Consider the following 24,175-nt stretch of genomic DNA (forward strand, 5'->3'; position numbering starts at 1 on the left):
GTTACTACGAACTGAAGAAGGATTTTCTGAGTTTGTAGTAACGACTTGCTGTGGTTTCCGGATTAATGAGAAATAAATCTTCCCTTTAATGATGAACTACAATCGGGGTTCCCACCTCGGCCCAATTAAATAACCATTCCGCGTGATTGACGGCGACATTGGTACAACCGTGACTCATGGGTGTGCCAAAATTGTTATGCCAATAGGCACCATGAATGGCATACCCGCCATAGTAGTACATGGTAAATGGAACGTCAGGAACATCGTAGTCCTCCCCTTGCATCCGAGTGACTTCATACTTGGTTTGAACGGCAAAGGTTCCCGGAGGGGTGGCATGGTTTTCGGTTCCTGTGGAAACACTGACGGCATAGACGACTTTATTGCCTTCCCATGCCATTAATTTTTGTTCCGTGAGGTCGATTTGAATCCAGCGGTCCGGGGAGGATTGCAAATCGAGCATCATTCTAGCAATCCGGTCATGCTCTACGGCTTGAGCGACTTGGGGTTGAGAAAAGCCACAGAACGCAGAGAGGGTCAAGGCACTGATTGCGCCCAACAAACGAACGGGACTCAGGCGGATGCATCTGATGTTTTTTTTCATAGTTCCTCACTGTGGAAGTCAATTTATATCAACAACGGAGTTGTTGAAAATGGCGTATTGTGTTAATGAGTACGTCAGTTGTAGGATGGGTACTTTTATTTAGGAGTTAGCTACAATCCCGAACGGGTTAATTTCCGGAGGGGCTGATCTCATTATTATTAAAGTTTTGGATAGAAAAGGTCAAGATTCGGGCTTGGTCCGAGATGGCATCCCAATCTTGTTCAGCGAGTAGCTGTTTGGGAAATAAATCCCCGGAGAGTCCGACGGCGATCGCCCCGGCTTTGAGAAAATGGAGGGCATTCTGGAGATTGACTCCGCCGGTGGGAATTAAGGGAATATGACCGAGGGGACCGTGGAGACTTTGGATATAGTGGGGTCCACCTACTGCGGAAATGGGAAACACTTTCACGCAATTGGCCCCAGCGTGCCAAGCGGTGACGATTTCGGTAGGAGAAAGGGCCCCGGGGATAATGGGAATTCCAGAAGCCGCAGCGACTTGAATTAGGGTGGGTTCAGTATGGGGGGTAAACAGGAATTGAGCACCGGCAGCGATCGCCCGATTGAGATCCCCCTGATTTAACAGAGTACCCGTGCCAATCGTACATTCGGGTAAATCCGATCGCAGGATATCGATCAGGTCCTCAGGGCGATCGCTATTCCAGGTAATTTCAATCAGGTGAATCCCGCCTCTGGCAACCGCCCGGGCCATTTCATACCCCAATTCAAAGGTGGTCGCACGAATCACGGCGATCGCACGATAGTGTTGTAATAATTTTAACCAGGACTTTTCAGACATCATCCTTTGACGTTTCTACAATCTGGCCTCTTAGGAGAATTCAAAACCCTTACTCTCAAAATCCTTGCGGTCCTCTACCTGTGATTCTTGCTTTATCAAACGCGTTTCCCTTTCCTCAGCGCTCCTTGTTATCCTAATGGAAGGAGCGTACCGCACAGAGCATTCCCTCGCGATCGGGTAAATTTTCTGGCAATCTGCCCGTTCAACCCCCTTCTTCCACTCTACCCAGTTCCCCTAGGGCAAATAACACCATTTACCAACCTGGGACCGCCGTTTGTTGTCAAGATTCCCGCTCAATTAATTCATCGGGATGATATGAACGCCCTAAAATTAAGTCTAATATTAAAAAGCCCAGGCATCCCTAATCAGCCTATAGCCGGGATATTGCAAGCCCGTAGCCATCCATGAGCTACTGTATCAACCCCTACTGTCCCAGACCCGCAGACCCCTTAAATGCTAACAATCGCATTTGTCGCCAATGCGGTTCAGAACTTGTTGTGGCAGGACGTTATCGGATCGTGAAACTACTGGGGACCGGCGGCTTTGGACAAACCTTTGAAGTAGACGATCGCGGGTTTGCCAAGGTCTTGAAAGTGCTAACGGAACAAAATCCCAAGGCGATTACTTTATTTAAACAAGAAGCAGCGGTTTTACAACGCCTCAGACACCCCGGGATTCCCGCCGTGGAACCGGGAGGTTATTTTACCTTTATCCCTCGATATAGCAAGACCCCCGTCCATTGCCTGGTGATGGAAAAAATCCAGGGGGAGAATTTGGAGGACTGGTTAGCCACTCGGAACCAGGAACCCATCACCCAACAACAGGCAGTCGGATGGTTATTGCAGCTTACAGAAATCTTACATCAAGTTCACAATCAGCAGTATTTTCACCGCGATATTAAACCGGCCAATATTATGCTGCGCGACCCCGCGCAAATCAAAGCCTTTGGGACTGAACAATTAACCTTAATTGACTTTGGTTCCGCCCGGGAAGTCAGCGGAACCTATCTGGCGAAAATGGCGGTAGGACAACAGGGAACGGTGATTTCTTCTAAAGGATATGCACCGCCCGAACAGGAAAATGGCAAGCCGGTTCCCCAGTCGGATTTCTTTGGGTTAGGGCGGACATTTGTGCAGTTACTGACCGGGAAACATCCCCTGGATTTTTATGACCCGCTCAATGATGAATTACGCTGGCGACAAGCAGCCCCTCATATTTCCCCGAAATTAGCAGATTTTATCGATGAATTGATGGCGCGGTTACCGGGAAAACGCCCCCAAAGTACCGAGGTGATTTTGCAACGGTTAGCCGAACTGGATTTGATGTTGCATTCGCGAGGGAAATCCCGGGGCCGTTTTACGGTGTTGAAGCCCGCAAACCGACTGTTAAATAAGCTGGAACAGTGGAAAATGCAATTGGTCCTGGGGGGCGGAGTGGTGCTGTTTGGGGTGGTTGCGGTCACTCAAGTGAATTTGTATCAGTTTGGGCTCTCTAAGGTAGGGAATGCGGGGGCAGTCGCCGATCAAGCAACTTTGGCAGTCACCCAGAACGTTTTATCGCTCTCAGAGGCTACGGGAGCGACTTCTGGAGGGATGGGGACGGATGGAGGCTTGCCCGAGGCGATCGCCTCGGTTAATTCCCCGGACAATTCGGCCCCAGGTAAGGCAGAAGCTGGGAAAATATTACCGGCTTCTGCATCGGGCAACCGACAATTATCCCGAACCATTGCGGTTAATGATATCAAGTTGTCCAATACGTTAACGGGACATTCCCAAGACGTGCGATCGGTAGCCGTGAGTCCCGATGGACGGGCGATCGCCTCGGGAAGTTTTGATGGCACGATTAAGATTTGGAACTTAGAAACGGGCACTTTAATTCGCACCTTAACTGGACATTCTGATGCCGGAGAAATGGTTTCATCAGTGGCGATCGCCCCCAATGGAACGCTCCTAGCCAGTAGTAGTAATGGGTATGGGGGAACGATTAAAATTTGGAATTTAGCGACGGGAGAATTACTCTATACCATCGCCGGTACATCTTTGGGCGTTTCTTCCATTGCGATTAGTCCAGATAGTCAACTTTTAGCCAGTGGTTCGGAAGAGGGGAATATTCAACTGTGGAATCTGGAATCAGGGGAAGCCATTGGCACGTTAAATGGTCATTTAGGAACAGTCTTTTCTGTAGTGTTCAGTCCCGATGGAAAAACCTTAGCTAGTGCCTCCCAGGATGGTTCAATTAAATTATGGGCGATCGGCACTGAACCCACAGAATTTGGATTAGCTCAAACCGAAAAGCAGCAACTTTCGGGCCATGTAGGAACTGTATTTTCTGTAGCGTTTAGTCCCAATGGCAAGATGCTGGCTTCCGGTAGTGCAGACAATACCATTAAATTATGGGATTTGAATAAAGGGCAAGAAATTAGTTCCTTTTCGGGTCATGCGGGAACCATGTTTTCTGTAGCCTTTAGTCCCGATGGCAACACCATTGCTGGAGGTACGTTAACGGGTCGAATTAAACTTTGGAATTTAGCCAGTGGAGAACTGGTAGAAACCTTATCCGGACATTCGCGATGGGTCGAATCTATTGTTTTTAGTCCGGATGGGGGTAGACTCGCTTCCGGCAGTGGCGATCGCACCATTCGGATCTGGGGAATTCGGTAAACTGTATTCAAGTGAGGCGGTAGATTAACGTTTTATTGTTAATTATGCGGCCATTTCTGTATTGCACCCTTTAGGACAGCCAGATCCATAAAGGAATAAGAATTTCTCTTCAAAATAGACCAAACCTCAATTTTGACCAGGCGATCGGGCCATAAAATTGACCAAATCTCGACGATAACAATTAGACTACGAGCGATCGTCGCAGCGACGACCATCATGAAGACCACAGCGGGACTCAGCAGAGATTAAAATCTCAGCAGTGCGATCGGACTCACCCCTTTGCAGCGCAGCAGCAGCAAATCCAGAGAATTGCACAGCAACCGTAGAAACAACTAGACTGAACACCAAGACTGAGGTAGATAAACGCATGATTGACTTCCTTCCGTTTTAGATTGACTTTCTATAACGGAGAATAACCAAACCCCCAGATTGGCGTCTCTCATTGTGGTGTCACTTTCAAGAGCGTCTACTTCCTGATCATCCTGGTTCTAGGGAGATAATCTCTCCCCACCAGAAAAGGATTGTGCCATTTGCACAACTGGTTGTTCGTCCTGGTGCAGGGCTTCAGAAATCCGGTTTCTTTCCGCAATTTGGGACAATTTGGCAAGAGCGATCGCAAAAACCCGGTTTCTTGGCCCTTTGGTGCGGGTTCAGAAACCGGGTTTTTTTCATCCATTTGGGAGGTGGTGCAACAGTGATCGTAGACACCCCGTTTTGGGGTCCTTTTCTAGGGGCGCTTCGCGAAGCGCCCCTACAGGCCGCCCACTATTTATACCTCGCCGAGTTGCCTGTAAGGGTGCGCTGATTAGGCGATCGCCGCCATTTTCACATCGCTGTTGGCTAACAACTCTTGCAATTCGTCGGCATCAACGGTTTCCTTCTCTATCAAGAGTTGGGAGAGTTCATCCAATACCTCACGGTTGGAAACCAGCACCTCTTTAGCACGTCCGTAGGCTTGTTCCACCAGGTTGCGGACTTCATCATCAATAGCTGCGGCGGTTTCTTCAGAGAAATCACGTTCCGCCATGATATCGCGACCCAGGAACATATTGCCTTGCTGACGACCGAGGGCCACTGGACCCAGGCGATCGCTCATCCCAAAGCGAGTCACCATTTGCCGTGCCACTCGTGCCACCTGTTGCAAGTCGTTGGAGGCACCCGTGGTAACTTCTTCCTCACCGAAGACAATTTCTTCAGCAATCCGACCACCCAGGGCCACTGCCATTTGATTTTGCAGATAGGACCGGCTGTACAGACCCGAATCCATGCGTTCTTCACTAGGAGTAAACCAGGTTAACCCCCCCGCACGTCCCCGAGGAATAATGCTGATTTTTTGCACAGGGTCATAATCCGGCATCAAGGCACCGACTAAAGCATGACCTGCTTCGTGATAGGCAACCAGGGTTTTGCGTTTTTCACTCATTACCCGGTCTTTTTTCTCGGGTCCAGCCAGGACGCGATCGATGGCATCATTGATTTCATCCATCGAAATTTCGGTCAAATTGCGTCGTGCAGCCAGAATCGCGGCTTCGTTGAGCAGGTTAGACAGGTCAGCACCTGTAAAACCGGGAGTCCGACGGGCGATTTTGTCTAGGTCCACATCTTTCGCGAGGGTCTTACCGCGAGCATGGACGTTGAGGATTTCCCGACGACCCGCATAGTCAGGGCGATCGACCACCACTTGGCGATCGAAACGACCCGGACGCAATAACGCCGCATCAAGGACATCGGGACGGTTGGTAGCGGCAATAATAATGATGCCGGTGTTGCCTTCAAACCCATCCATTTCGGTTAAGAGTTGGTTCAAGGTTTGTTCGCGCTCATCATTGCCACCGCCTAAACCCGCACCCCGTTGACGACCTACGGCATCAATTTCATCGATAAAGACGATACAGGGAGCATTGGATTTGGCTTGTTCAAACAAGTCGCGAACGCGAGAGGCACCGACCCCCACAAACATTTCCACGAATTCTGAGCCAGAAATGGAGAAGAAGGGGACGCCAGCTTCACCCGCCACTGCTTTTGCCAGGAGGGTTTTGCCGGTTCCCGGAGGGCCGACTAATAAAACACCTTTGGGAATCTTGGCACCAACCGCCGTAAAGCGATCGGCATTTTTCAGGAAGTCTACGACTTCGCTCAGTTCTAGCTTGGCTTGCTCAATCCCGGCGACATCCCCGAAGGTGACTTGAGTTTGGGGTTCCATTTGCACCCGCGCTTTCGATTTGCCAAAGTTCATCGCTTGCGAACCAGGGCCATTTTGAGCACGACGGAGCAAGAAGACTAAGCCCACTAAGAGGAGAACAGGGAAGAATAAGCTACTGAGCGCCTTAAACCAGAAGCCTTCATCGCCTTGGGGGGAGACTTCAATATTGACTCGGTGCTCAGTGAGGATATTGAGCAGTTCCGGGTCGTTGGGTAAATTGACTACAACCTTTTTCCCATCCTGAGCGGTGACTCGGGCTCGGGAGCGATCGGAGGTAATGACTACCTTATCAATGCGGTTGTTTTGAACTTCCTGGATAAACTGACTGTAGCGCCAGGTTTCCTCGTTTGATGTTTGATTTTCAAAAAATGTTGTTGCCAAGAAGATGACAACGATCGCCAGCATTGCGTATAGTCCGGCGTTTCTCCATTTTTTATTCACCAGCGGTCCTCCTAGTTCTGGATTGGGGGGTGTTTGGGGTATTTTTATTCTACTCTGTTAACTAATGTTAACGTATTATCAGAATTTGCGGGGCAACTGCTATAGAAAAAGCTGACGCAATTGGCTGAACCCATGATGGGATGAGGGATAAAGGCGGGTTTGGTTTTCTGAGAAGACTTCAGCGATCGGGATGACTTCTACCACACTATTACTATAAGCTAAGGCTTCAAACCCGCTCACCACGTCGGCTGTCCAGGGTTCAAGGATAGCGGGATGACCTTGAGCATCTAGGCAGTTCAGAAGTTGCGATCGCATCACCCCGGGTAAAATCCCTACCTCAATAGGCGGCGTCCACCACCGCCCCTCCCGCCATCCCCACAGATTCCCCGTACTCGTTTCCAACCAATTCCCCTGACCATCAACGAGAATCGCCTCCTGACACCCCTCCCGTTGAGCAGCTTGCAACGCCAACCACGAGGAGAGATAGTTGCCCGTTTTATGAGTAGGGAGCGATCGCATAAACAAAGAATCCGCCGCCACCCAAGCCTTCACCCCAACCTCTTGACGAATCGCCAACTCCTGTGGTAAAATTCGCCCTAGAATTAATTCTCTCCCATCCGGGAAAATCGCAATCCGCAAAACTGGCCACCAAGCCATCATTAACTCCGCCCCCTCCCGCACCCGCTCCCAATCCGGCTCAGGCCACTGGAAGGGTTCCAGAGAAGATTTCAACCGCCGACAGTGCGCCCGCCATCCAGTCAGGGGAGAATCCAAGGATTGCTCATAAACCCGTAGAGTCGTGAAAACAGTGGCCCCATATAGGAGAGCCGGGTCAGTAATTGAGAGTTCGATGGTGCTAAAGTCTTGCAAAGTGCCGTTGTAGAAGAACATGGGGGATTTTCAAAGGAAAGTTAGTAGAGGGGCGATCGCTTTTTTAGGCCCAGAGGGTAAGCTGACTTTTAGATTCGGCACTGGACTAAAAATAAACTTCTTACCTAAGCATAGGATTAGTAATGGGTTATTCAGAGGAAAAATACCAAAAAGAAAATATAACATGCTACGCTAACGACGGATGAAGAAAATTCGTTTGCTTTTTGTAGGGATTTCCATCGGAGCAATCAACTCATCGGTGTTTTCTAGTACGGTTAAACTTTTTATAAGCTCCTTTTAAACAGTCAATACAACATTAATTAAAGGTCAATTATTTTTTAATTAACTGACAAAAGCAACTAAAGTTTTTACTAAAATAACCACTAATATTTGATATAAATTTATATGAAAACCTCTTCATTTTTAGGCAAATATATTATCTATTATATTTTATTAAGGAATGTTTAAAATGGGTCAAACTACTCGCAAACCCAAAAGTATAGATTCTATCTTCAGCGAGCGAAAAGAGCCAGTGATATGTATTGTTCATCCCAATGAAAACGCCTACTCTGAAACCTTCATTCACGCCCATATCGAACGCTTACCGGCGAAAGTAATTGTACTTCACAGAAGTTCCCCACCATTGCAGGATATGTTGAGCCTAAAACAATTCCTGCGGGATAATCAGGTAGAAGCTGTCCTAGCAGAATATGCTCCGGTAGGCGTAGGACTTATCGACGTTTGTGAAGAAGCGGGATTGCCCCTAGTCGTCCATACTCATGGGGGCGATACTCAGATTGATGATGTACTTGAGCGCATGGGAACGCGCTTTTTAGAACTGTTTGAAAAAGCAGCAGCGGTTATAGCACCAACGGTTTTCATTCAAAAACAGTTGCTAGAGATGGGTGCGCCTCAAGACAAGCTGATCGTTAATCCGTATGGTGTCGACACCTCACTATTTTGCGATGCGAATCCAGCCACATCACCCCCCATTTTTCTAGCCGTCTCGCGCTTAGTCGATCTCAAAGCACCTCCCTTGAGTATCTTAGCTTTTAAAAAAGTGATAGAACGTCACCCGGATGCTCGTTTGATTGTAGTGGGTACTGGCCCTTTACTAGAGACTTGTAAGCAAATAACAAGAGCACTTAAACTCTCTCCTTTTATTAATTTTGTAGGAATTAAGACACCGACAGAAGTAGCAGAAATCATGCGAAATGCGAGGGGTTTTATCCAGCATTCCATGACTAAATCTGATGGAGAATGTGAAGCATTAGGGGTGGTGTTTATAGAGGCCGGAGCCTCGGGTTTACCAGTCGTTGCAACTCGGAGTGGAGGCATTCCAGAAGTAGTGATCGATGGAAAGACAGGCTTTTTAGTTGAAGAAGCTGATATAGACTCGATGGCTGATTGCATGATTAAATTAGTAGAAGATCCTGAATTAGCATCCCAGCTAGGTAAAGCAGCAAGAGAACGAGTTTGCAGTAATTTTTCCATAGAAAATAGTATCGAAAATTTATGGAAAATTATTGAAATTGGCATCAAAAAATATATAGAAAAAGAATTAATTAATCGATTTGAGTTAAGAAAAAATAATTTAATAATTTGTATAGATTGGTCGCAACCCGAGGATGTACTTTTGCAAAAAATTGAATCTATACTTATTAAAATTGCTAGTCAACCCAATCCTTTAAATAAAGCCTTGTTGCTTGATACTAGAAATATTTCTGAAGAATCTGCTAATCTAGCTTTATCGAGTGTAATTATGAAAATATTTATGGAACACAATTTAGAACAGATAGAGGAGTTAGTAATTGCTCCCCTAGGAGAACTAAGCGAAAAAGAATGGTCAGTTTTGTGGAATCAAATAAGGGGTTGCATTTTATTGGATGAACATCAAGAGAACAATGCAATCCCTAAAAATATCCCGATACTTACATCAGAGGATTTAGAAAAAATATAAATTCAAGGATTAATTAACTAAAAAATTAGGGTAAAAATTACTGTTAATCACCAAGCACATAAGGCTTGTAATAATACGGAAAATTCAAATAATTTACATTTATAAAAATGAAAAAAAATTATTCACCCAAAGCAGTTTGTTTTATTATATTCAATCGACCTAAAACGACTGAGAGAGTATTTGAATTAATTCGGCAAGCCAAACCTCATCAGTTATTAGTCATTGCTGATGGCCCTCGCCGAGATCGTCCCGGAGAAGCAGAAAAATGTATAGAGGTAAGGGGAATAATAAATCGGGTTGACTGGGATTGCGAAGTTTTGACTAATTATGCTGAGAAAAATCTAGGGTGTCGGGAAAGAATTTTTAGCGGACTAGATTGGGTATTTACTCTGGTTGAAGAAGCCATTATTTTAGAAGATGACTGTCTTCCTCATCCAAGTTTCTTTCCTTTCTGTTGGGAATTATTACAAATATACCGGGATAACGAGAAAATTATGGCGATTTCCGGAGATAATTTTCAGTTTGAACACCCACATAAAGATGACAGTTACTACTTTTCTCGATATGCACATTCTTGGGGTTGGGCAACATGGCGTCGAGCATGGCAGCATTATGATAACAAAATGACACTTTGGCCGAAAGTTCGAGAGGGAAATTGGCTTGAAGATATTCTGCAAGACCAGCACGCAAGTCGTTGCTGGTCACATATTTTTCAAAATGTTTACGATCGCGAAATAGATACCTGGGATTATCCTTGGCAATTTTGTTGTTGGGCCCAAGGAGGATTAACAATTCTCCCGAATGTTAATTTAGTTTCTAATATCGGCTTTACAGCAGAAGCCACTCACACCCAAGGTAGTAACACCCTAGGAAATTTGCCCACAGAGGCGATGGTGTTTCCCCTTAAGCACCCTCATTTTATAATTCGCGACCATCAAGCCGATGAGTTTACCGAAAAAACTATGTTTAGCGGACAAATTCAAGTGAATCATAATCAGGGTCAACTTACCCTGATTCAACAAGCGATCGCCAGCCTGAATGATGGCAATAATGCAGAAGCCTTGGATAGATTTGAGAAGGCGATCGCCGTTCACCCAGATATTCCCCACCTTAATTATGGGAAGGCTATCGCGTTGTTACGCTTGGGACGTCCGAAAGCGGCGGTAGATACGCTGAATCAGTTATTAACTCTAATACCTGACCACAAAAAAGCCCAGTTATTGCTAGGCGAAATTTGGCCTGGGGTTGTGGGTGATTTCCTAAAAAAAGCCAGCCAAGCACTAAATGGCGATCGCCATGAAGAAGCATTTCATTTACTGAACCAAGCTAAAGCTTTAAAGCAACCTACAATCGGCCAGGATTATTTGCGTTCCCTTTATTTTCTCCGAGTAAACCAACTGGCATCCGCCCTAGAATGCCTGTATGAAGAACTTCGATATTTCCGTAGAAATACTGAAGCTCGGGAACTTTTGGATAAACTTGTAGAGCAATACCCGCAACTGGTGTCGGGAGAGATCGAAGATGCAGAATTTCAGGAGTTATTCCAAGTTGTTCGTCCCTATACGATGTTGAGCGAAGCTCGGTTATATTCTCTATTTTCTCTGGCAAAATACATTTGTTTGCAAAATATTCCCGGTAATTTTGTGGAGTGTGGCGTTGCTGGGGGAGGGTCCACGGGTTTACTAGCCAGTGTTATCAAACGTTATACAAAGCAACGTCGTTGGCTGTATGCTTTTGATTCTTTTGATGGAATGCCAGTCCCTACAGATGCCGATCAGTTCAATGGCATTCCTGCCGACGCCACCGGCTGGGGAACTGGCACTTGTGCAGCTCCAGAAACCAGCGTTGTGGAGATTTGCCATAAACTAGGGGTTTTGGATATTGTTCAAACCGTCAAAGGTTATTTTCAAAATACTTTACCAACAGTCCGCAATGCCATTGGCATGATTTCCCTGTTACACATGGATGGCGATTGGTATGAATCGACCAAAAGCATTTTGGATAATTTATACGATCGCATCGTCAATGAAGGTATTATTCAGGTTGACGATTATGGTCATTGGCCGGGGTGTCGTCAAGCGATTCACGAATTTGAAAAAGAACGTAAAATTAAGTTTGATTTTCATCCGATTGACGGAACCGGAGTCTGGTGTAACTGTCGAGAAAAATTTCCCATCAATCCCCTATTCCCCCCCGAATTAGTTCAGGAATTTATAGAAGACGATCCGGTTAATCATGGTCTGAACAGCCAAATGTCATGTAATGAACGCTTTCAGTTATATTACGTTTTGCGAAATTTGATACCCAAAGTCTCCTCGCTTTCACGGTTTGTAGAGATCGGATCTTTTGCGGGAAGTTCTCTATTTCTAACATGGCGAGCTTTTAAACGGATTGCTAACCCATTTCACGGATTTGCGGTAGAACCTGGAGGACAACCTCAGCTATACGAAGTTCTTAAAAACTTGGAACTAGATGTGACCCATCTGCCGATGTTCTCCCATCAAGCTGCTCCTGAATTACAGGCTATCTTCGAGCGAGACAGCAACCTACCCATAGTCATTTTTATTGATGGTGATCATAGCTACGAAGGAGTACGAAAAGATGTTTTGGATTATTATCCACTTCTGGCACCTGGAGGACTCTTAGTGTTTCACGACTATTTACCACCGCTCAATGATGAAAATCGAGATGCCATCTTTTTTCATCACGGATTGGAGAAAGAACCGGGAATTAGGCAAGCCTGTCAGGAATTAATGGAAAATACTTATGGGTGTGAAGTGATAGATATTCCGTTATTATATCCCACGGATCCCACCCAAACTCAAGCTCAACTTCCCATTATCCCTGGGGTTTTTTCTACTCTTCGGGTATATCGCAAGCCTATTCATGAAAATACTGAATTATGAAACCTATTAAAATTCTTCATATCATTCAATCATTGGGCATTGGCGGGGCCGCATTGTCTATGATGGCAACAGCTAAGTATTCCTCTGAGAGTGGGCAGTTTAAGCATAGCGTCATTTCATTAGCTCCTGGTATGCCGGATGCCCTTGAAAAGGTCACCAAAGCGGGAATGATGGTAATTAATGCGCCTGACAGGGAAACGCTTGTGCAGGAAATAGAAACCGCAGATATCGTCCAAATTCATTTTTGGAATAATCCTCAGCTTTATGAATTTCTGCGGTCACCACTACCCGAAATGCGCCTACTTATGTGGTTTCATATTGCAGGCGATCGCCCGCCCCAAGTCATCACGGAAAAGTTGGTCGGGTTCTCAGATTTTGCCATTGCCTGCAATCCCTACTCCTATGAGTTACCTGTGTTTCACAGTCTTCCAACGGAAGTTAGATTGCACAAAATTGGTATGGTTTATGATGGAACAGATTTTGAGCGATTGTCTAACTTGCAACCCCAACCTCACGACAGCTTTAATGTCGGCTACATTGGCACTGTTAACTTAGCCAAAATGCACCCCAATTATGTCCCGATGAGTGCAGCGATCAATATTCCAAATGTCCGGTTTATTGTTTGTGGGGGTCCTTTCCAAAGTTATTTCAAGCAGCAAGCAGGACTTTTAGGCGCTGCGGACCGATTTGAATTTAGGGGGTTTGTTGAAGATATCAAATCCGTATTAGAGAATTTAGATATTTACGGCTATCCCGTTGGCGAGGATACTTATGCAGCTGCAGAGTTAAATTTGCAAGAAGCCATGTTCGCTGGAGTTCCCCCTGTCGTCTTCCCATACGGGGGCATAAAACGATTGGTGTCTAATGACTATACGGGCTTAATTGTCCACAGTGAATTAGAGTACAAACAGGCTATTGAATATTTATATCATCATCCTGAAGAACGGGCGCGCTTGGGAGGTAATGCACGGGAATATGCTAAACAAATTTTTGGGGCAGAAAATGCAGCGAAGAAACTTAATCCCATCTACGAAAAACTGATAGAATTTCCTAAGAGCGATCGCCCTTGGGGGGTGATGATGGGCTATCGTCAAGTTGACCAACTCATTTCTCTTGAAGATGTGACAGGAAAGGCCAAACAACTTTCTGGAGCAGAATGTTTTATTGAATCTTTGGGCGATACGGCTCCTGAATTTAAAGTCAGTCAGACTTCGGACAACATTGAAGAGTTATTTGAGGCAGATCGCAAAATTGCTAACTCTTCCACATTGTTGGCAACTGGAGAAGGCGGAATTTCCCAATATCAAGATTATTACAAAAATGATGGTTACCTAATGTTCTGGTGGGGATTGAGATACCAATGGCAAGGAAAGTATGATGCTGCCCTTACAGAATTTATCAAAGCCATTAACTTAGGTTGTAATCACTGGCGGATTGGGTGGTATGTGGCGCAAATAGCCCTAAAGGTGAATAACATTGCTTTAGCAAAACAATCAATCAGTGAAGTGATTCGTGCTGTGCCAGATTTTGCTGAAGCCCAGGAATTGCTTGAATTGATAGAATTGATGTTCCGTTCAGGGCATCTTTCAGAAAAAGAAGAGATTGAATTTACTAACAATCTGAGATTAAGAGCGGTTAACTTAATTATTTTTCCAGACTGGAGTCAGCCGGAAGAGCCTCTGCTTGAGGAATTGGCGAGTGTTATTCGGGCGATCGCCACTCACCCCGACAAAAGTGTGATGACTCTTCTGATAGATACTAATAATATTACAGAGGAAGAGGTAGATGCCGCAGTATCAGGAGTAATTATGAGTCTTTTGATGGAAGAAGAATTAGACATAGAGGATGGCCCTGATATTTCTGTGGTTACAGAATTAACCGAAACCGAGTGGAAAGCACTATTACCTCGTGTTCATGGTAAAATATTGATGAAAAATGAGAATAAGGAGACCACGGTGCGGATTCAAGCCGAAAATCTCCTCCCATACCCTTTAGAGAGCCTGAGCGATCGGCGAGTTGTCAGGGGAGAAGATGGCGCGTGGATGCTGCGATAATATAAATATAAACGGGAATGACAAGATTCCCTTCGATACTCAAACTTGCTAGTAGCTGGAGCGTTATTTTTATGAAGAATTCTAGTTTTTATACTAATTATTGGGAATATGTAAAACAAGTTTCTCCTAATATCAAACCAGAATTTTTGTCTAATCCCGATATCGAGGCAAGCATTAAGAATACATCATGGGAAAATCCAACATCGGCTAGAGAACTAAATAATATTGCGGTTTTAGCCTTAATAGAGGCAGAGCAATCCAAGGATTTATCTCTAAAAGAAATGTATGTCGAAATTGCCTATGAATCCCTAGTTCAGGGGACAGAGATGGAGGGAGATGACCCTCTTTGTGCGGCACACCTCGCCTTGCTGTTTACCTTGAATGGAGAAGTAAATGCAGGGATTCCTTTGGCCCTCTCTACTTTCGATGAGGCCATGCAATCTGCTTATGTTGATTTGAAAACAATTGCTCCCAGTATTGCTTACTTACCATCCCCTTTATTATCAGTTGACTGCACCAGGAATGATCGGTTGAGTGAAGTTTTACAATGTAATAATGGCTATATTCAAACGCTTTGGTTGTTAGAAGAAGTAATTGAACGATTGGAAATGGAATCAATCGGTCGTCGAGATGTCGTCATTACCTATACAAAAAAAAGAATTGAGTTATTAGAAATAGGTGTTCAAAAATTATTATTTTATATCTTGCAAAAAATAAATTTTGAACGTCAATTATTTTTTAACACCAAAAGTTTATGTTTTGTAAACAAACTTCAAGAAAAAATTCCTTTTTTCTTTTCTCCAGAATTAATTCAAACTTTATATTTAATTTTGCGAGAGGCACAAGAAATAGAAGCAGCTAAGTTTTGGAAAAATTTATGTTATCTTATTAGCGTTTATAATATAGATAGCTTAGAATTAAAATGGACTAACTTGCCCATAGAAAGCCCATTTACTTATCTACCTTTTGAAACAAAATTGCTCTTGGCGGTTGAACCGACTGGTCGGAGCATGGTTACCAGTATGTTGATTGCACAGGGAGACTGGTTTGAGAAAGAAATGGAGTTTTGGCGTAGTCAAATTAAACCAGGGATGACAGTTATTGATGTGGGCGCTAATGTGGGAGTTTATACCTTTAGCGCTGCACACCAGGTCGGTTCAGAGGGTCGTGTACTTGCGATCGAACCGTTTGGGGGTTGTATTCAATGCTTAGAAGAAAGTTGTAGAGTTAACAATCTTTCCTCCGTTACAATTTGTGCAGGTGCAGCGAGCGATCGCAACGGAACAGTCAGGTTATCATTGAGTGAGTCGAGTGAATTAAACGAAATCGTAGCGGAAAATATAGGTGATGAAATAGAAACCGGCTCTTATCAAGAAGTTGCCTGCTTTACTTTGGATAGTCTAATCGAGCGAGAAAATCTGACCCAAGTTGATTTTATGAAAATTGATGCTGAAGGTCACGAACTCGCCGTTTTAGTGGGCAGTGACCGTATCTTATCGGAGTTTGCCCCGGTAATTCTTTATGAAAACATCGCCGGGGCGAAAGGAAGTAACCTCCCTGTTGCCAGCTATCTCAAAAGCCGGGGGTATAAATTATTTCTTTATCGGCCCTACTTACCCGAGTTAGTTCCGATCATAGCCGAGGAAGATTGTCAAGATAATCTGAATATAATTGCTGTTCCCGAAAGAAAAGTTAATCAATTTTATTAAGATTGATTAACTTGACCGTCAAAGTATCTTACAATTAAAGGATTTTACTTCATGTCTTTAGTGATTGAAAGCTTAAAGAAAAGTTGTCATTTAGACCGAATTTACATGACAGTCTGTAACGTGGGATCTCGGAAATTAAGCCCGGAAGATGACTATGGAAACTTAGGATGGAGCATATTTGCCCCCAATCTGAGCATTTATGGATTTGACGCTGATGCTGATGCTTGTGATGAAGCCAATGCTGATTTAGAATCTCGTCAAGTTAATTGGAATGAGCAACATATTCCCTTGGTATTGGGAAAATCAGTGGGTGAAGCAACACTGTACGTTACCAAGAATCCCATGTGTAGTTCCCTGTATTTACCCAAAGAATCTTACTTACAATCATTCCACCAGCTTCCAGAAGTTGCGAGTTTAGATTTTTCCATAGAAATTGAAACCACTACTCTCGATAAATTTTGTCAATCCGAAGCCATTGAGGAAATAGATTTTATTACCCTAGATGTCCAAGGTGCCGAACTGGAGATATTGGAAGGCGCATCTCAGATTATCTCTAAAAGCGTTTTGGCGGTTCAAGCAGAAGTGTGGTTTTCTGAAGTTTATGTCAATCAACCGCTTTTTGCTGAAGTAGATAGTTATCTCAGAAGTCAAGGTTTTACTCTGTTTACTTTGAAAGGGGGTTGTCGAGTTCGGGCGCGATCGCCGATTACCTCAACGGCTAACTCTGGTCAACTACTTTGGGGAGACGCTTTTTACTTGCGAGATTTACTTCAAGAAGATATCACGACCCCTTTCAAAACACCGGAAAAACTTTTTAAATTAGCTTGCCTAGCGGATATGCTGGATTTTCCAGACTTTAGTCTGCAATTATTGGAGCATTTGACGCTGCACTATGGCAAGAATGACCCATCCTATAATTTTGCAAATAATATCGTTGAAAGTCTGGCACAGCTTCCTGATTTGGCCAATCAGGGTTTGGATTCTCTTCCGATCATAAAAAATATTCGGAATCATATCACTGGAGACTGGCTTAATTTATTGGGGGATCAGAAAAGTTTGTAATTCTTTATAGCTATTCCTATCAAACCCGAATACTTTGTAAATAGTTTTCCCACATTTGCTGATAGGCATCTTCCATCTGGCGGGTAAAGTTCTCGGCGTTCCATAAAGGAGCAGTTTTTCTGGAGTTCATCAGTCGCCAATGAATTTGTTTTCGGAGTTCGGAATCTTTGCCTAGACGAATTCCCCAGTTGATGTATTCTTCCTCCGTCCAGGCAATGCCCTCTGTGACTCCAGCATTCATCATCATCGTGTAGCTATTGCGAGCCGCCCATTGTTCGCCCACTCTTGTCACGATGGGGATTCCCATCCACAGGGTTTCAAAGGTGGTGGTGGCACCGCTATAGGGATAGGTATCGAGTACCACATCCACGATACCTAAGTTAGCGCGGTGAGTTTGTTCAGGTTCATTTGGCAAAAATCGGAGGCGATCGCGTTCCACTCCTTCTGCATCTGCTAGTTCTCTAAAAAAGTCTTTTATAGTATCTACATCCGGCCAAGTTTTAATTAGGAAGTAGCTATTTGATACTTCCTTAATAATTTTCAGTTGCGATCGCGCTGTTTCTGGGTGGCGCTTAGAACTGGTTTGACCACTATAATAGACGACTGCATCCGCAGGAATATCCAAATCCTGCCGTCGTCTAGTGGGTACTCCTACCTCAAACCCATCTACTGCAATATAAGTTTGAGGAAAGCGCCATATTTTTTCACTATAATAATCCTCAGCAGAGTCTGGTAACACATAAGGATCTGCCAGATAGTAATCAATTGCTGGAAGTCCCGAAGCATCCAACCCTAACCAGGTAACTTGAATAGGTGCCGGTTTAAGTGCCATCACCTGATAAGTCGTCTGTAGAGTTAAGCTATCCAGGTCTATTAAGATATCAATTTCATCAGCAACAATTTGAGCAGCAATATCCTGACTGTTTGCTCCTAATTTATAGGCCCAGTCAACTTTAGAAAGATACCAGTCTTGGAGCGAATCTCCAGGCTGATAATCTACAAAATAGCCATAAATTTCAAACCGCTCATGATCATGATACTGAAATAACCATCGTGCCATCCAACCGACGGAATGTTTTCTCAGACTATTGGATAGATATCCAATCTTCAAAGACTTAGTATTGGTTGATTCTCGATCTGGGCGTTGAGGGGGCTGATATCCTTTGGAGAGAGCATAAGTTTGCGCACAACTTTGGAATAACTCAGCCACCTGATTCTGAATGGGCCTAGTTCGCCTAGGTTCATCCCAAAAATAAGAAAAATAAAAGGTTGCCGTCAGCAAACGGGATGCTGTGACTGCATCGAGAAATTGTGGCAGTTGTTGAAGGAAAGAAACGAACATAGACTCCTGCTCTTTCATCCGGGGATAAGCGTCTTCCCACTTTCCCTCAACCAGTAATGCTTTGATGACCTGATCGTTCGCAGAAATTTTATCCGGCACCGATTTGCAAAGAGCATAACGCTGGTTAGCAGCTTCTAGGGCTTTTGAATAGTTGCGTTCTTTTTCATAAAAACTCGCCAGATGTCCGAAAATTTCTTCGGGATGCGGAGCATTAATCCTTAGACATAATTCGGCTAGAGGGATGGCAATGTCTGTTTCCCCCATTGATAACCCAATCTTAACCGCTGTCACTAAAACCAGATCGCGAAAGTCCGAATTACCCTCTAAATGAGGCAAACAAACTCCCACAAATTCGCGAGAATAAGGGTGGAGAGGGGCAAAATCAAATAAGAGTTGTGATATTTTTACCAACAAATTAGGATCTAAATTGCCGGGAGGCATCGCTTCGATCAATGAAGTCAATTGCCATTTTTCTAATTCCTCATCGGTTAACATTTCTTGCCCGATCGCCAGTTTGATGAGATTCAATAGATTATGAATATCAGTCGGGGCAATTTCCCGGATGTGCTGGCGAATCAACCAAGCCGCTGACACCTGTTCTAATTCTTCGAGTCTTAACGCTTCTGTGCGCAGTATAGATAGTAATTCCGATGTCCACTCTTCGGTCTGTTCGTCGGAACCTTCCATCATGCCTAAGAGCCAAGTGGTATGGGCTTCTTCTTCTTTTTCTTGCAACAGTAACATCAGGCCCAAATACCAGCAATGTTCCAGTTTTTCTGGATTCACTATCATTGCCTGTTCGTACAGTTGGGCGGCCTCGTTATAGTCTCCTTGCATCCAGCTAGAGTAAGCCGTTTGTTCCAAATTCGTTAGATTTTCCATCGCTCAAGTAATGCTGATTAGAACTCACCGATGCGCTTTTAACGCGATTAGCTACCCCGGCAACTCTGCTTCATAGTGCTACTATTTAATTCTATAAATCCGCGAAGCAAAAGAGGGGGTAAGGGTCAGGACAATTCGACCTAGATTTGATCAGGAACTAAGGTGTCCCATCGACATATTTTTGCCACATTTGTTCGTAGGCGTTTTCCATCTCCAGGGTAAACTGCTTGGCGTTCCACAGGGGAGCACTTTGGCGCGATCGCAGGAGTCGCCAAGAGATCTCTTCGCGGAGTTGGCGATCGCTCCCCAGACGAATTCCCCATTCCACATACTCTTGATCTGTCCAAGCAATCCCTTCGGTTACGCCAGCATTGATCATCATGGTATAGCTGTTACGAGCCGAAAATTGCTTTCCCACTTGCGTCACCAGAGGAACCCCCATCCATAGGGTTTCCAATGTCGTAGTCGCGCCATTATAAGGATAGGTATCGAGTACCACATCAGCAATACCCAGATTCGCCCGGTGAATTTCCTCCGAGGAATCAGTCGGCAAAAAGCGGAGGCGATCGCTTTCGACGCCCTCTTCATCTGCTAACTGGGTAAAAAAGTTTTTCACCGCTTCTTCATCGGCTCGGGTTTTAATCAAAAAGTAGCTATTCGGCACAGCTTTAAGAATCTTCATTTGTAGCCGCACTGTATGGGGATGACGCTTGTAAGCAGTTTGCCCGCTAAAATACACCACTGCATCAGTTGGAATTTCCAGGCGACCGCGTCTTAAAGTCGGGACTCCTACCTCAAAACCATCTACGGCAATGTAAGTTTGAGGTAAGCGCCATATTTTTTCCTGATAGTAGTTTTGAGCCTGCTCAGGTAAAACATAAGGGTCAGCAATATAATAATCAATAGCCGGAAGTCCAACAGCATCCCATCCCAGCCAACTCACTTGGATCGGCGCGGGTTTAAGTGCCATTATTGTAAAAGTAGAATCCAGGGTTAAACTATCCAGTTCAATTAAAATATCAATTTCATCCCTGGCAATTTGGTCCGTTATTTCTATGCTATTGCTCCCGACTTGATAGGCGCGGGTCATCTGAGAAACATACCAGTCTTGTAAAGAATCCCCGAGGGGCTGGTAGTTGATGAAATAGCCATAAATATCAAATTTATCGCGATCGTGATGTTGAAATAACCATCGAGCTAGCCATCCTACGGAATGACTTCTTAAGCAATGAGAGATGTACCCGATTTTCAGTCGTTTCTCTTTTGCTCCTGCTTCTACCCGGCGCTGTTGGGAATGCTGATAATATTTATCTACTCGTTCAGGTGAATCCCTTTGAAGATAAGACTGGCATAATTCTGCGATCGGATTCTGAATCTGTCTATTTTTCTCGGGATCATCCCGCAAATAGGGATAAAAAAATGTGGAAGTCAGCAAACGCCTTGCTCTAACTGGATCGAGTACCGAAGGCGGTTGTTGGAGCAGTTCTAGCAGGAGTTGTTCCTGCTGATCGAGAGCAGTAACCGCTTCATTCCAATATCCCCCCCTACCCATGTAAGTTTTGATGAGCAAGTAGGTCGCAAAAACTTTGTCCGGCAATGCCTCCATGCTCTCATAACACTGTTTTGCTGTTTCTATAGCTAGAGAATAATTATGGGCATAATCATAAAAACCCGCTAGATTTCCCAAAATTTCAGCGGGATACTGAGGGTTCCCTTTTAAAGCTAATTTAGCTAGAGATATGGCATGATCAGGTTGCTTATGGGAGTAGGCAAGTGTCATCGCAGTCTCTAACAAGACATCTCGAAAACCAGAAATGCGATCAAGGTGGGGGAGACAAGCGTTAGCAAATGCTATCGATGAAGGGTGTAGAGGCGCAAAGTTTAGCAACTTTTGCAATACTTGTAAGAGCAAATCGCTATTAATACTACCTGCTGCCTGTGTTTGTAACAGTTCTATAATTTCCCAGTTCTGAAGCTCCTCATCGCTTAACGTCTCGGCAGCAATTGCCAGTTGCATCAGATTTAACACATTGTGAATATTTGAGGGGGTAATTTCCCAAATGTGTTGACGAATCAACCAAACTGCGGACTCATTTTTCTGTGCTTCGAGCCGGATTGCTTCGATTTCCAGCAACTGCACCAGTTCAGAGGTCCACAGATCGATCTGTTCCTCCGAACCCTCCGCCATACCCATTAACCAAGTGGTATGTGCTTCTTCTTCCTGTCCCTGCAACAGAAACACAATACCCAGGTGCCAGTACAGCGACATCTGTTCCGGCTGAGTTTCAATGGCGCGTTCATAAAGGGCGATCGCTTTAGTATAATTGCCTTCAAGCCGTTCCTGATTCGCTTGTTGCTCCCAATCGATGGATGGAGTAACCATAAAATTACAAACTATATTTACGCTGTGAAACCTCTAACACTTGAACTTTGTTCCTCTGGTTACCCTAAAAATAAGTTAGAGTGAGCAGTATTATCGACTACCCACTCCTATTAAAAAGATTTACGATCTGAGGCAGAAGAATGCCTAAAGCTCCCTTATAGAGGAAAGTTTTTAACCGTCTAGCTACATTATAAAGATGCTACTAGACCGTAAAATAATCTTAGCCGCCTGCACCCAGATCCTTGTCACCAGTTGCACATCCAGTAGAAGTCGGGTCTCCAGCTGGAGTTCCAGGAGCAGCCGCTTCGCACAAGCGTGCTAGGGTCAGGACTTCTGTGGAACTTACCCCGCTTGCCGTATATGCTAAACCTTTATAGCCTTTGAGGGATTTTCCAGTAGTGGCAGCATTGATAGAGGCAACTTGAATTGCCGATGCTGCACCACCACCCGTAATAGTGTAGGTATAGTTGGCACTATCTTTAATACCAATTCCTAGGGGAGCGACCGTGGTAGCGAATAGGTTGTTATTTTCCAGGTGATAGGCTTGTTGTGCACGATTCATCGCACCAATGTTGTTGCGGGCTTCAACTTGCTTGGCTTTGTTGGCTTGGCTCAGTAGAGAGGGCAGAGCGACAGCAGCCAGAATCCCGATAATGATAACAACGACCAGAAGTTCGATGAGGGTGAAACCTTCTTCTCTATTTTTTTGGTTAAGGTGTTGCAGGAATTTAGTTTTAAATTCGGTCTTCATAGTCTGAGGTCTCCTTGCTGAGTGGAATGGGTGATTTCTAACTCCTGGAGATAACTTACCCACCTTCTGAGTTGTTCATATCACCCCCAGAAAAATTTTTTGACATTTTTAAGCAGAACGCTCCAAAAGCAGATAGAGAAAAGCTTCCATATTTCTCACAAGGGTTTTAACTTCCTCGAAGGCAATAATTTCTGTGACTGGCTCCAGGGTGACCGGATCCACTGGCCTGATTTGAATCCATCGTTCTGTCAATGACTTAATCGACTGCCTTCTTTCCCACAGAGGCAATAGACAAGCGGATAGACTACTCTCCAAACCTATAGGGCGAATGGTGTTGAGCGTAATATACCCGCTGATTTGAAAGGGGACTCGATTGGCGATAGATTGCAGCAGATCTTCTCGAATTTGAGGGGTTTTGAGCTGGGGGTGCAGCTCCACCCAGGCATTTTCCCAGTCTGTATCTGTCCATTCTGCGACTGAGGGGCTACTGTCCTCGGTCTTAGGATGAGTGCACCAAAAATCCAGTAATCGGTGACAAGGATGCAAGAGTTCAAACAACTGCAATTCCTCTTCTGGGGAAAGCTCAGGTAAACTCATGGCCATAAAAGGAGGTAAATCGTCAGGATTGATGAACAGGTCCTGCAACTGCCAACCCCGCCAGTTCACCATACTGACAAACTCTAGCTCGGCTGCTCTTAAGGCTGCAAACATCTGAGGAATGGTGTAACCTTTGTCCCCTTGAAATAAATAGTTCATCATATAATACTCGGGCTCGTCATGCTTCTTTTCCTGCCAGGTACTTCTTTTAATATCTACGTCATCTTTTAAGGACCTCATAGTATCGCGTACTATAGAAATCTCCAAGTCTCCAGGATTGCCATCCATCAATCCCATCATTTTAAAAATGTCTTGAGCACGATAATAGTAATACCGACCTAAAAAACTGTGGAGATTGCTCCGAATAATTCCTTCTGGCTTAAGGACGGACTTCATTGCCTTTAGCCCCATTGCTGGGTCCGGAAACAGATATAAAACTTCGTCATTATTAATATAGTCAAAATTTACCCCTAAACTAGGCAAATCTTCTATGGGCATAACATAAAATTCAGCATCTTTAAATCCGTGATACTCTAAGCGTTGTTTTGCCAGCTTTACCGATTCCTGGGATAAATCTATTCCAATAATTCTAGCTCCCGGATTGGCTTCTGCCAAAGCTAAAGCTTTATAGCCGGTGCCACATCCCGCATCTAATATGACTTTGTTCTTGGGGCTGACTACTTTTTTATACCTCAAATAAAAGGCTGTAATAATATTATGAATAAATAGACAATTATAATCGTTTTTGGGCGAGGCTTCGACAGGTTGCCTAGGATAAGGGCCACTGTCAAATTGCTGACGAATTTTCTCTCGTAATTCCGGGGTATTGTTATTCATTATTGTAAAGCCTCTTATAGTTCTGTTAATTTTTAAATTTAAAGAATTAAGCAGGGAGACAAAAATAATTTCACCCTATTCTTTGCCCTTTGCTCAACAACAAGAGTTGCAGGGGAGCAGA

16 protein-coding genes are annotated in these 24,175 nt (G+C 44.4%); 7 read left to right on the forward strand and 9 right to left on the reverse strand.

The window, feature by feature from the left end:
• Positions 1 to 85: 85 nt before the first annotated feature.
• Positions 86 to 601 (reverse strand): L,D-transpeptidase, encoded by a 516-nt coding sequence (locus NG796_RS01605; protein ID WP_261204175.1) that lies wholly within the window; start codon positions 599 to 601, stop codon positions 86 to 88.
• Between the two features lie 127 nt (positions 602 to 728).
• Positions 729 to 1,397: a bifunctional 4-hydroxy-2-oxoglutarate aldolase/2-dehydro-3-deoxy-phosphogluconate aldolase gene (locus NG796_RS01610; protein WP_261204382.1), complete on the reverse strand. Its 669-nt coding sequence runs from the start codon at positions 1,395 to 1,397 to the stop codon at positions 729 to 731.
• A gap of 404 nt (positions 1,398 to 1,801) precedes the next feature.
• Here NG796_RS01610 and NG796_RS01615 point away from each other — a divergent pair, with 404 nt between their 5' ends.
• Entirely contained in the window at positions 1,802 to 4,057 is a 2,256-nt protein-coding gene (locus NG796_RS01615) for a serine/threonine-protein kinase (RefSeq protein ID WP_261204176.1), read from the forward strand.
• Positions 4,058 to 4,243: 186 nt separating this feature from the next.
• Here NG796_RS01615 and NG796_RS01620 read toward each other — a convergent pair whose 3' ends face one another.
• Positions 4,244 to 4,426, reverse strand: coding sequence for a hypothetical protein (locus NG796_RS01620; protein ID WP_261204177.1), 183 nt, complete (start codon positions 4,424 to 4,426; stop codon positions 4,244 to 4,246).
• A gap of 154 nt (positions 4,427 to 4,580) precedes the next feature.
• On the opposite strand from NG796_RS01620, the gene NG796_RS01625 reads away from it, so the two are divergent.
• Positions 4,581 to 4,862, forward strand: a complete 282-nt coding sequence (locus NG796_RS01625; protein WP_261204178.1) for a hypothetical protein — start codon at positions 4,581 to 4,583, stop codon at positions 4,860 to 4,862.
• Here the strand turns inward: NG796_RS01625 and ftsH3 are convergent, their stop codons facing one another.
• Both ftsH3 and NG796_RS01635 read right to left on the reverse strand, forming a co-directional pair.
• Positions 4,863 to 6,701, reverse strand: a complete 1,839-nt coding sequence (ftsH3, locus tag NG796_RS01630; RefSeq protein WP_317619255.1) for an ATP-dependent zinc metalloprotease FtsH3 — start codon at positions 6,699 to 6,701, stop codon at positions 4,863 to 4,865. It abuts the gene before it with no gap.
• Between the two features lie 99 nt (positions 6,702 to 6,800).
• Entirely contained in the window at positions 6,801 to 7,592 is a 792-nt protein-coding gene (locus tag NG796_RS01635; protein ID WP_261204179.1) for an aminotransferase class IV, read from the reverse strand.
• Positions 7,593 to 8,040: 448 nt separating this feature from the next.
• Between NG796_RS01635 and NG796_RS01640 the strand changes: the two genes are divergently transcribed.
• The 5 genes from NG796_RS01640 (at position 8,041) to NG796_RS01660 (ending at position 17,262) form a co-directional block, all read left to right on the forward strand.
• Positions 8,041 to 9,531 (forward strand): glycosyltransferase, encoded by a 1,491-nt coding sequence (locus tag NG796_RS01640; protein ID WP_261204180.1) that lies wholly within the window; start codon positions 8,041 to 8,043, stop codon positions 9,529 to 9,531.
• 107 nt (positions 9,532 to 9,638) lie between these two features.
• The gene (locus tag NG796_RS01645; protein ID WP_261204181.1) at positions 9,639 to 12,437 is read left to right on the forward strand and encodes a TylF/MycF/NovP-related O-methyltransferase; all 2,799 of its coding nucleotides are present in this window, start codon (positions 9,639 to 9,641) and stop codon (positions 12,435 to 12,437) included.
• A complete protein-coding gene (locus NG796_RS01650; protein WP_261204182.1) occupies positions 12,434 to 14,491 on the forward strand; it encodes a glycosyltransferase family 4 protein in 2,058 nt (685 codons plus the stop codon). Before NG796_RS01645 ends, NG796_RS01650 begins: the two co-directional genes overlap by 4 nt.
• Before the next feature lie 71 nt (positions 14,492 to 14,562).
• Positions 14,563 to 16,200: an FkbM family methyltransferase gene (locus NG796_RS01655; protein WP_261204183.1), complete on the forward strand. Its 1,638-nt coding sequence runs from the start codon at positions 14,563 to 14,565 to the stop codon at positions 16,198 to 16,200.
• Between the two features lie 51 nt (positions 16,201 to 16,251).
• Entirely contained in the window at positions 16,252 to 17,262 is a 1,011-nt protein-coding gene (locus tag NG796_RS01660; protein ID WP_261204184.1) for an FkbM family methyltransferase, read from the forward strand.
• 19 nt (positions 17,263 to 17,281) lie between these two features.
• Here NG796_RS01660 and NG796_RS01665 read toward each other — a convergent pair whose 3' ends face one another.
• The 4 genes from NG796_RS01665 to NG796_RS01680 form a co-directional block, all read right to left on the reverse strand.
• Positions 17,282 to 19,486 (reverse strand): O-linked N-acetylglucosamine transferase, SPINDLY family protein, encoded by a 2,205-nt coding sequence (locus tag NG796_RS01665; protein WP_261204185.1) that lies wholly within the window; start codon positions 19,484 to 19,486, stop codon positions 17,282 to 17,284.
• 157 nt (positions 19,487 to 19,643) lie between these two features.
• On the reverse strand, positions 19,644 to 21,869 hold the full coding sequence (locus NG796_RS01670; RefSeq protein ID WP_261204186.1) for a tetratricopeptide repeat protein: 2,226 nt from the start codon (positions 21,867 to 21,869) through the stop codon (positions 19,644 to 19,646).
• A 220-nt stretch (positions 21,870 to 22,089) separates the two neighbouring features.
• Positions 22,090 to 22,620 carry a type IV pilin protein gene (locus NG796_RS01675; protein WP_261204187.1) on the reverse strand — a complete coding sequence of 177 codons (531 nt, stop codon included), beginning with the start codon at positions 22,618 to 22,620 and terminating at the stop codon, positions 22,090 to 22,092.
• A gap of 108 nt (positions 22,621 to 22,728) precedes the next feature.
• Positions 22,729 to 24,054 (reverse strand): class I SAM-dependent methyltransferase, encoded by a 1,326-nt coding sequence (locus NG796_RS01680; RefSeq protein ID WP_261204188.1) that lies wholly within the window; start codon positions 24,052 to 24,054, stop codon positions 22,729 to 22,731.
• Positions 24,055 to 24,175 lie beyond the last annotated feature (121 nt).

Source organism: Laspinema sp. D2d, assembly GCF_025370755.1.
Classification (GTDB): Bacteria; Cyanobacteriota; Cyanobacteriia; order Cyanobacteriales; family Laspinemataceae; genus Laspinema.

Bases quoted from the DNA above. Each gene is read 5' to 3' on its own strand.
- NG796_RS01640 (WP_261204180.1), top strand. From the start codon at position 8,041: ATGGGTCAAACTACTCGCAAACCCAAAAGTATAGATTCTATCTTCAGC.
- NG796_RS01670 (WP_261204186.1), bottom strand. From the start codon at position 21,869: ATGGTTACTCCATCCATCGATTGGGAGCAACAAGCGAATCAGGAACGG.
- NG796_RS01660 (WP_261204184.1), top strand. From the start codon at position 16,252: ATGTCTTTAGTGATTGAAAGCTTAAAGAAAAGTTGTCATTTAGACCGA.
- NG796_RS01605 (WP_261204175.1), bottom strand. From the start codon at position 601: ATGAAAAAAAACATCAGATGCATCCGCCTGAGTCCCGTTCGTTTGTTG.
- NG796_RS01615 (WP_261204176.1), top strand. From the start codon at position 1,802: ATGAGCTACTGTATCAACCCCTACTGTCCCAGACCCGCAGACCCCTTA.
- NG796_RS01655 (WP_261204183.1), top strand. From the start codon at position 14,563: ATGAAGAATTCTAGTTTTTATACTAATTATTGGGAATATGTAAAACAA.
- NG796_RS01645 (WP_261204181.1), top strand. From the start codon at position 9,639: ATGAAAAAAAATTATTCACCCAAAGCAGTTTGTTTTATTATATTCAAT.
- NG796_RS01620 (WP_261204177.1), bottom strand. From the start codon at position 4,426: ATGCGTTTATCTACCTCAGTCTTGGTGTTCAGTCTAGTTGTTTCTACG.
- NG796_RS01680 (WP_261204188.1), bottom strand. From the start codon at position 24,054: ATGAATAACAATACCCCGGAATTACGAGAGAAAATTCGTCAGCAATTT.
- NG796_RS01610 (WP_261204382.1), bottom strand. From the start codon at position 1,397: ATGTCTGAAAAGTCCTGGTTAAAATTATTACAACACTATCGTGCGATC.
- NG796_RS01665 (WP_261204185.1), bottom strand. From the start codon at position 19,486: ATGGAAAATCTAACGAATTTGGAACAAACGGCTTACTCTAGCTGGATG.
- NG796_RS01650 (WP_261204182.1), top strand. From the start codon at position 12,434: ATGAAACCTATTAAAATTCTTCATATCATTCAATCATTGGGCATTGGC.
- NG796_RS01635 (WP_261204179.1), bottom strand. From the start codon at position 7,592: ATGTTCTTCTACAACGGCACTTTGCAAGACTTTAGCACCATCGAACTC.
- NG796_RS01675 (WP_261204187.1), bottom strand. From the start codon at position 22,620: ATGAAGACCGAATTTAAAACTAAATTCCTGCAACACCTTAACCAAAAA.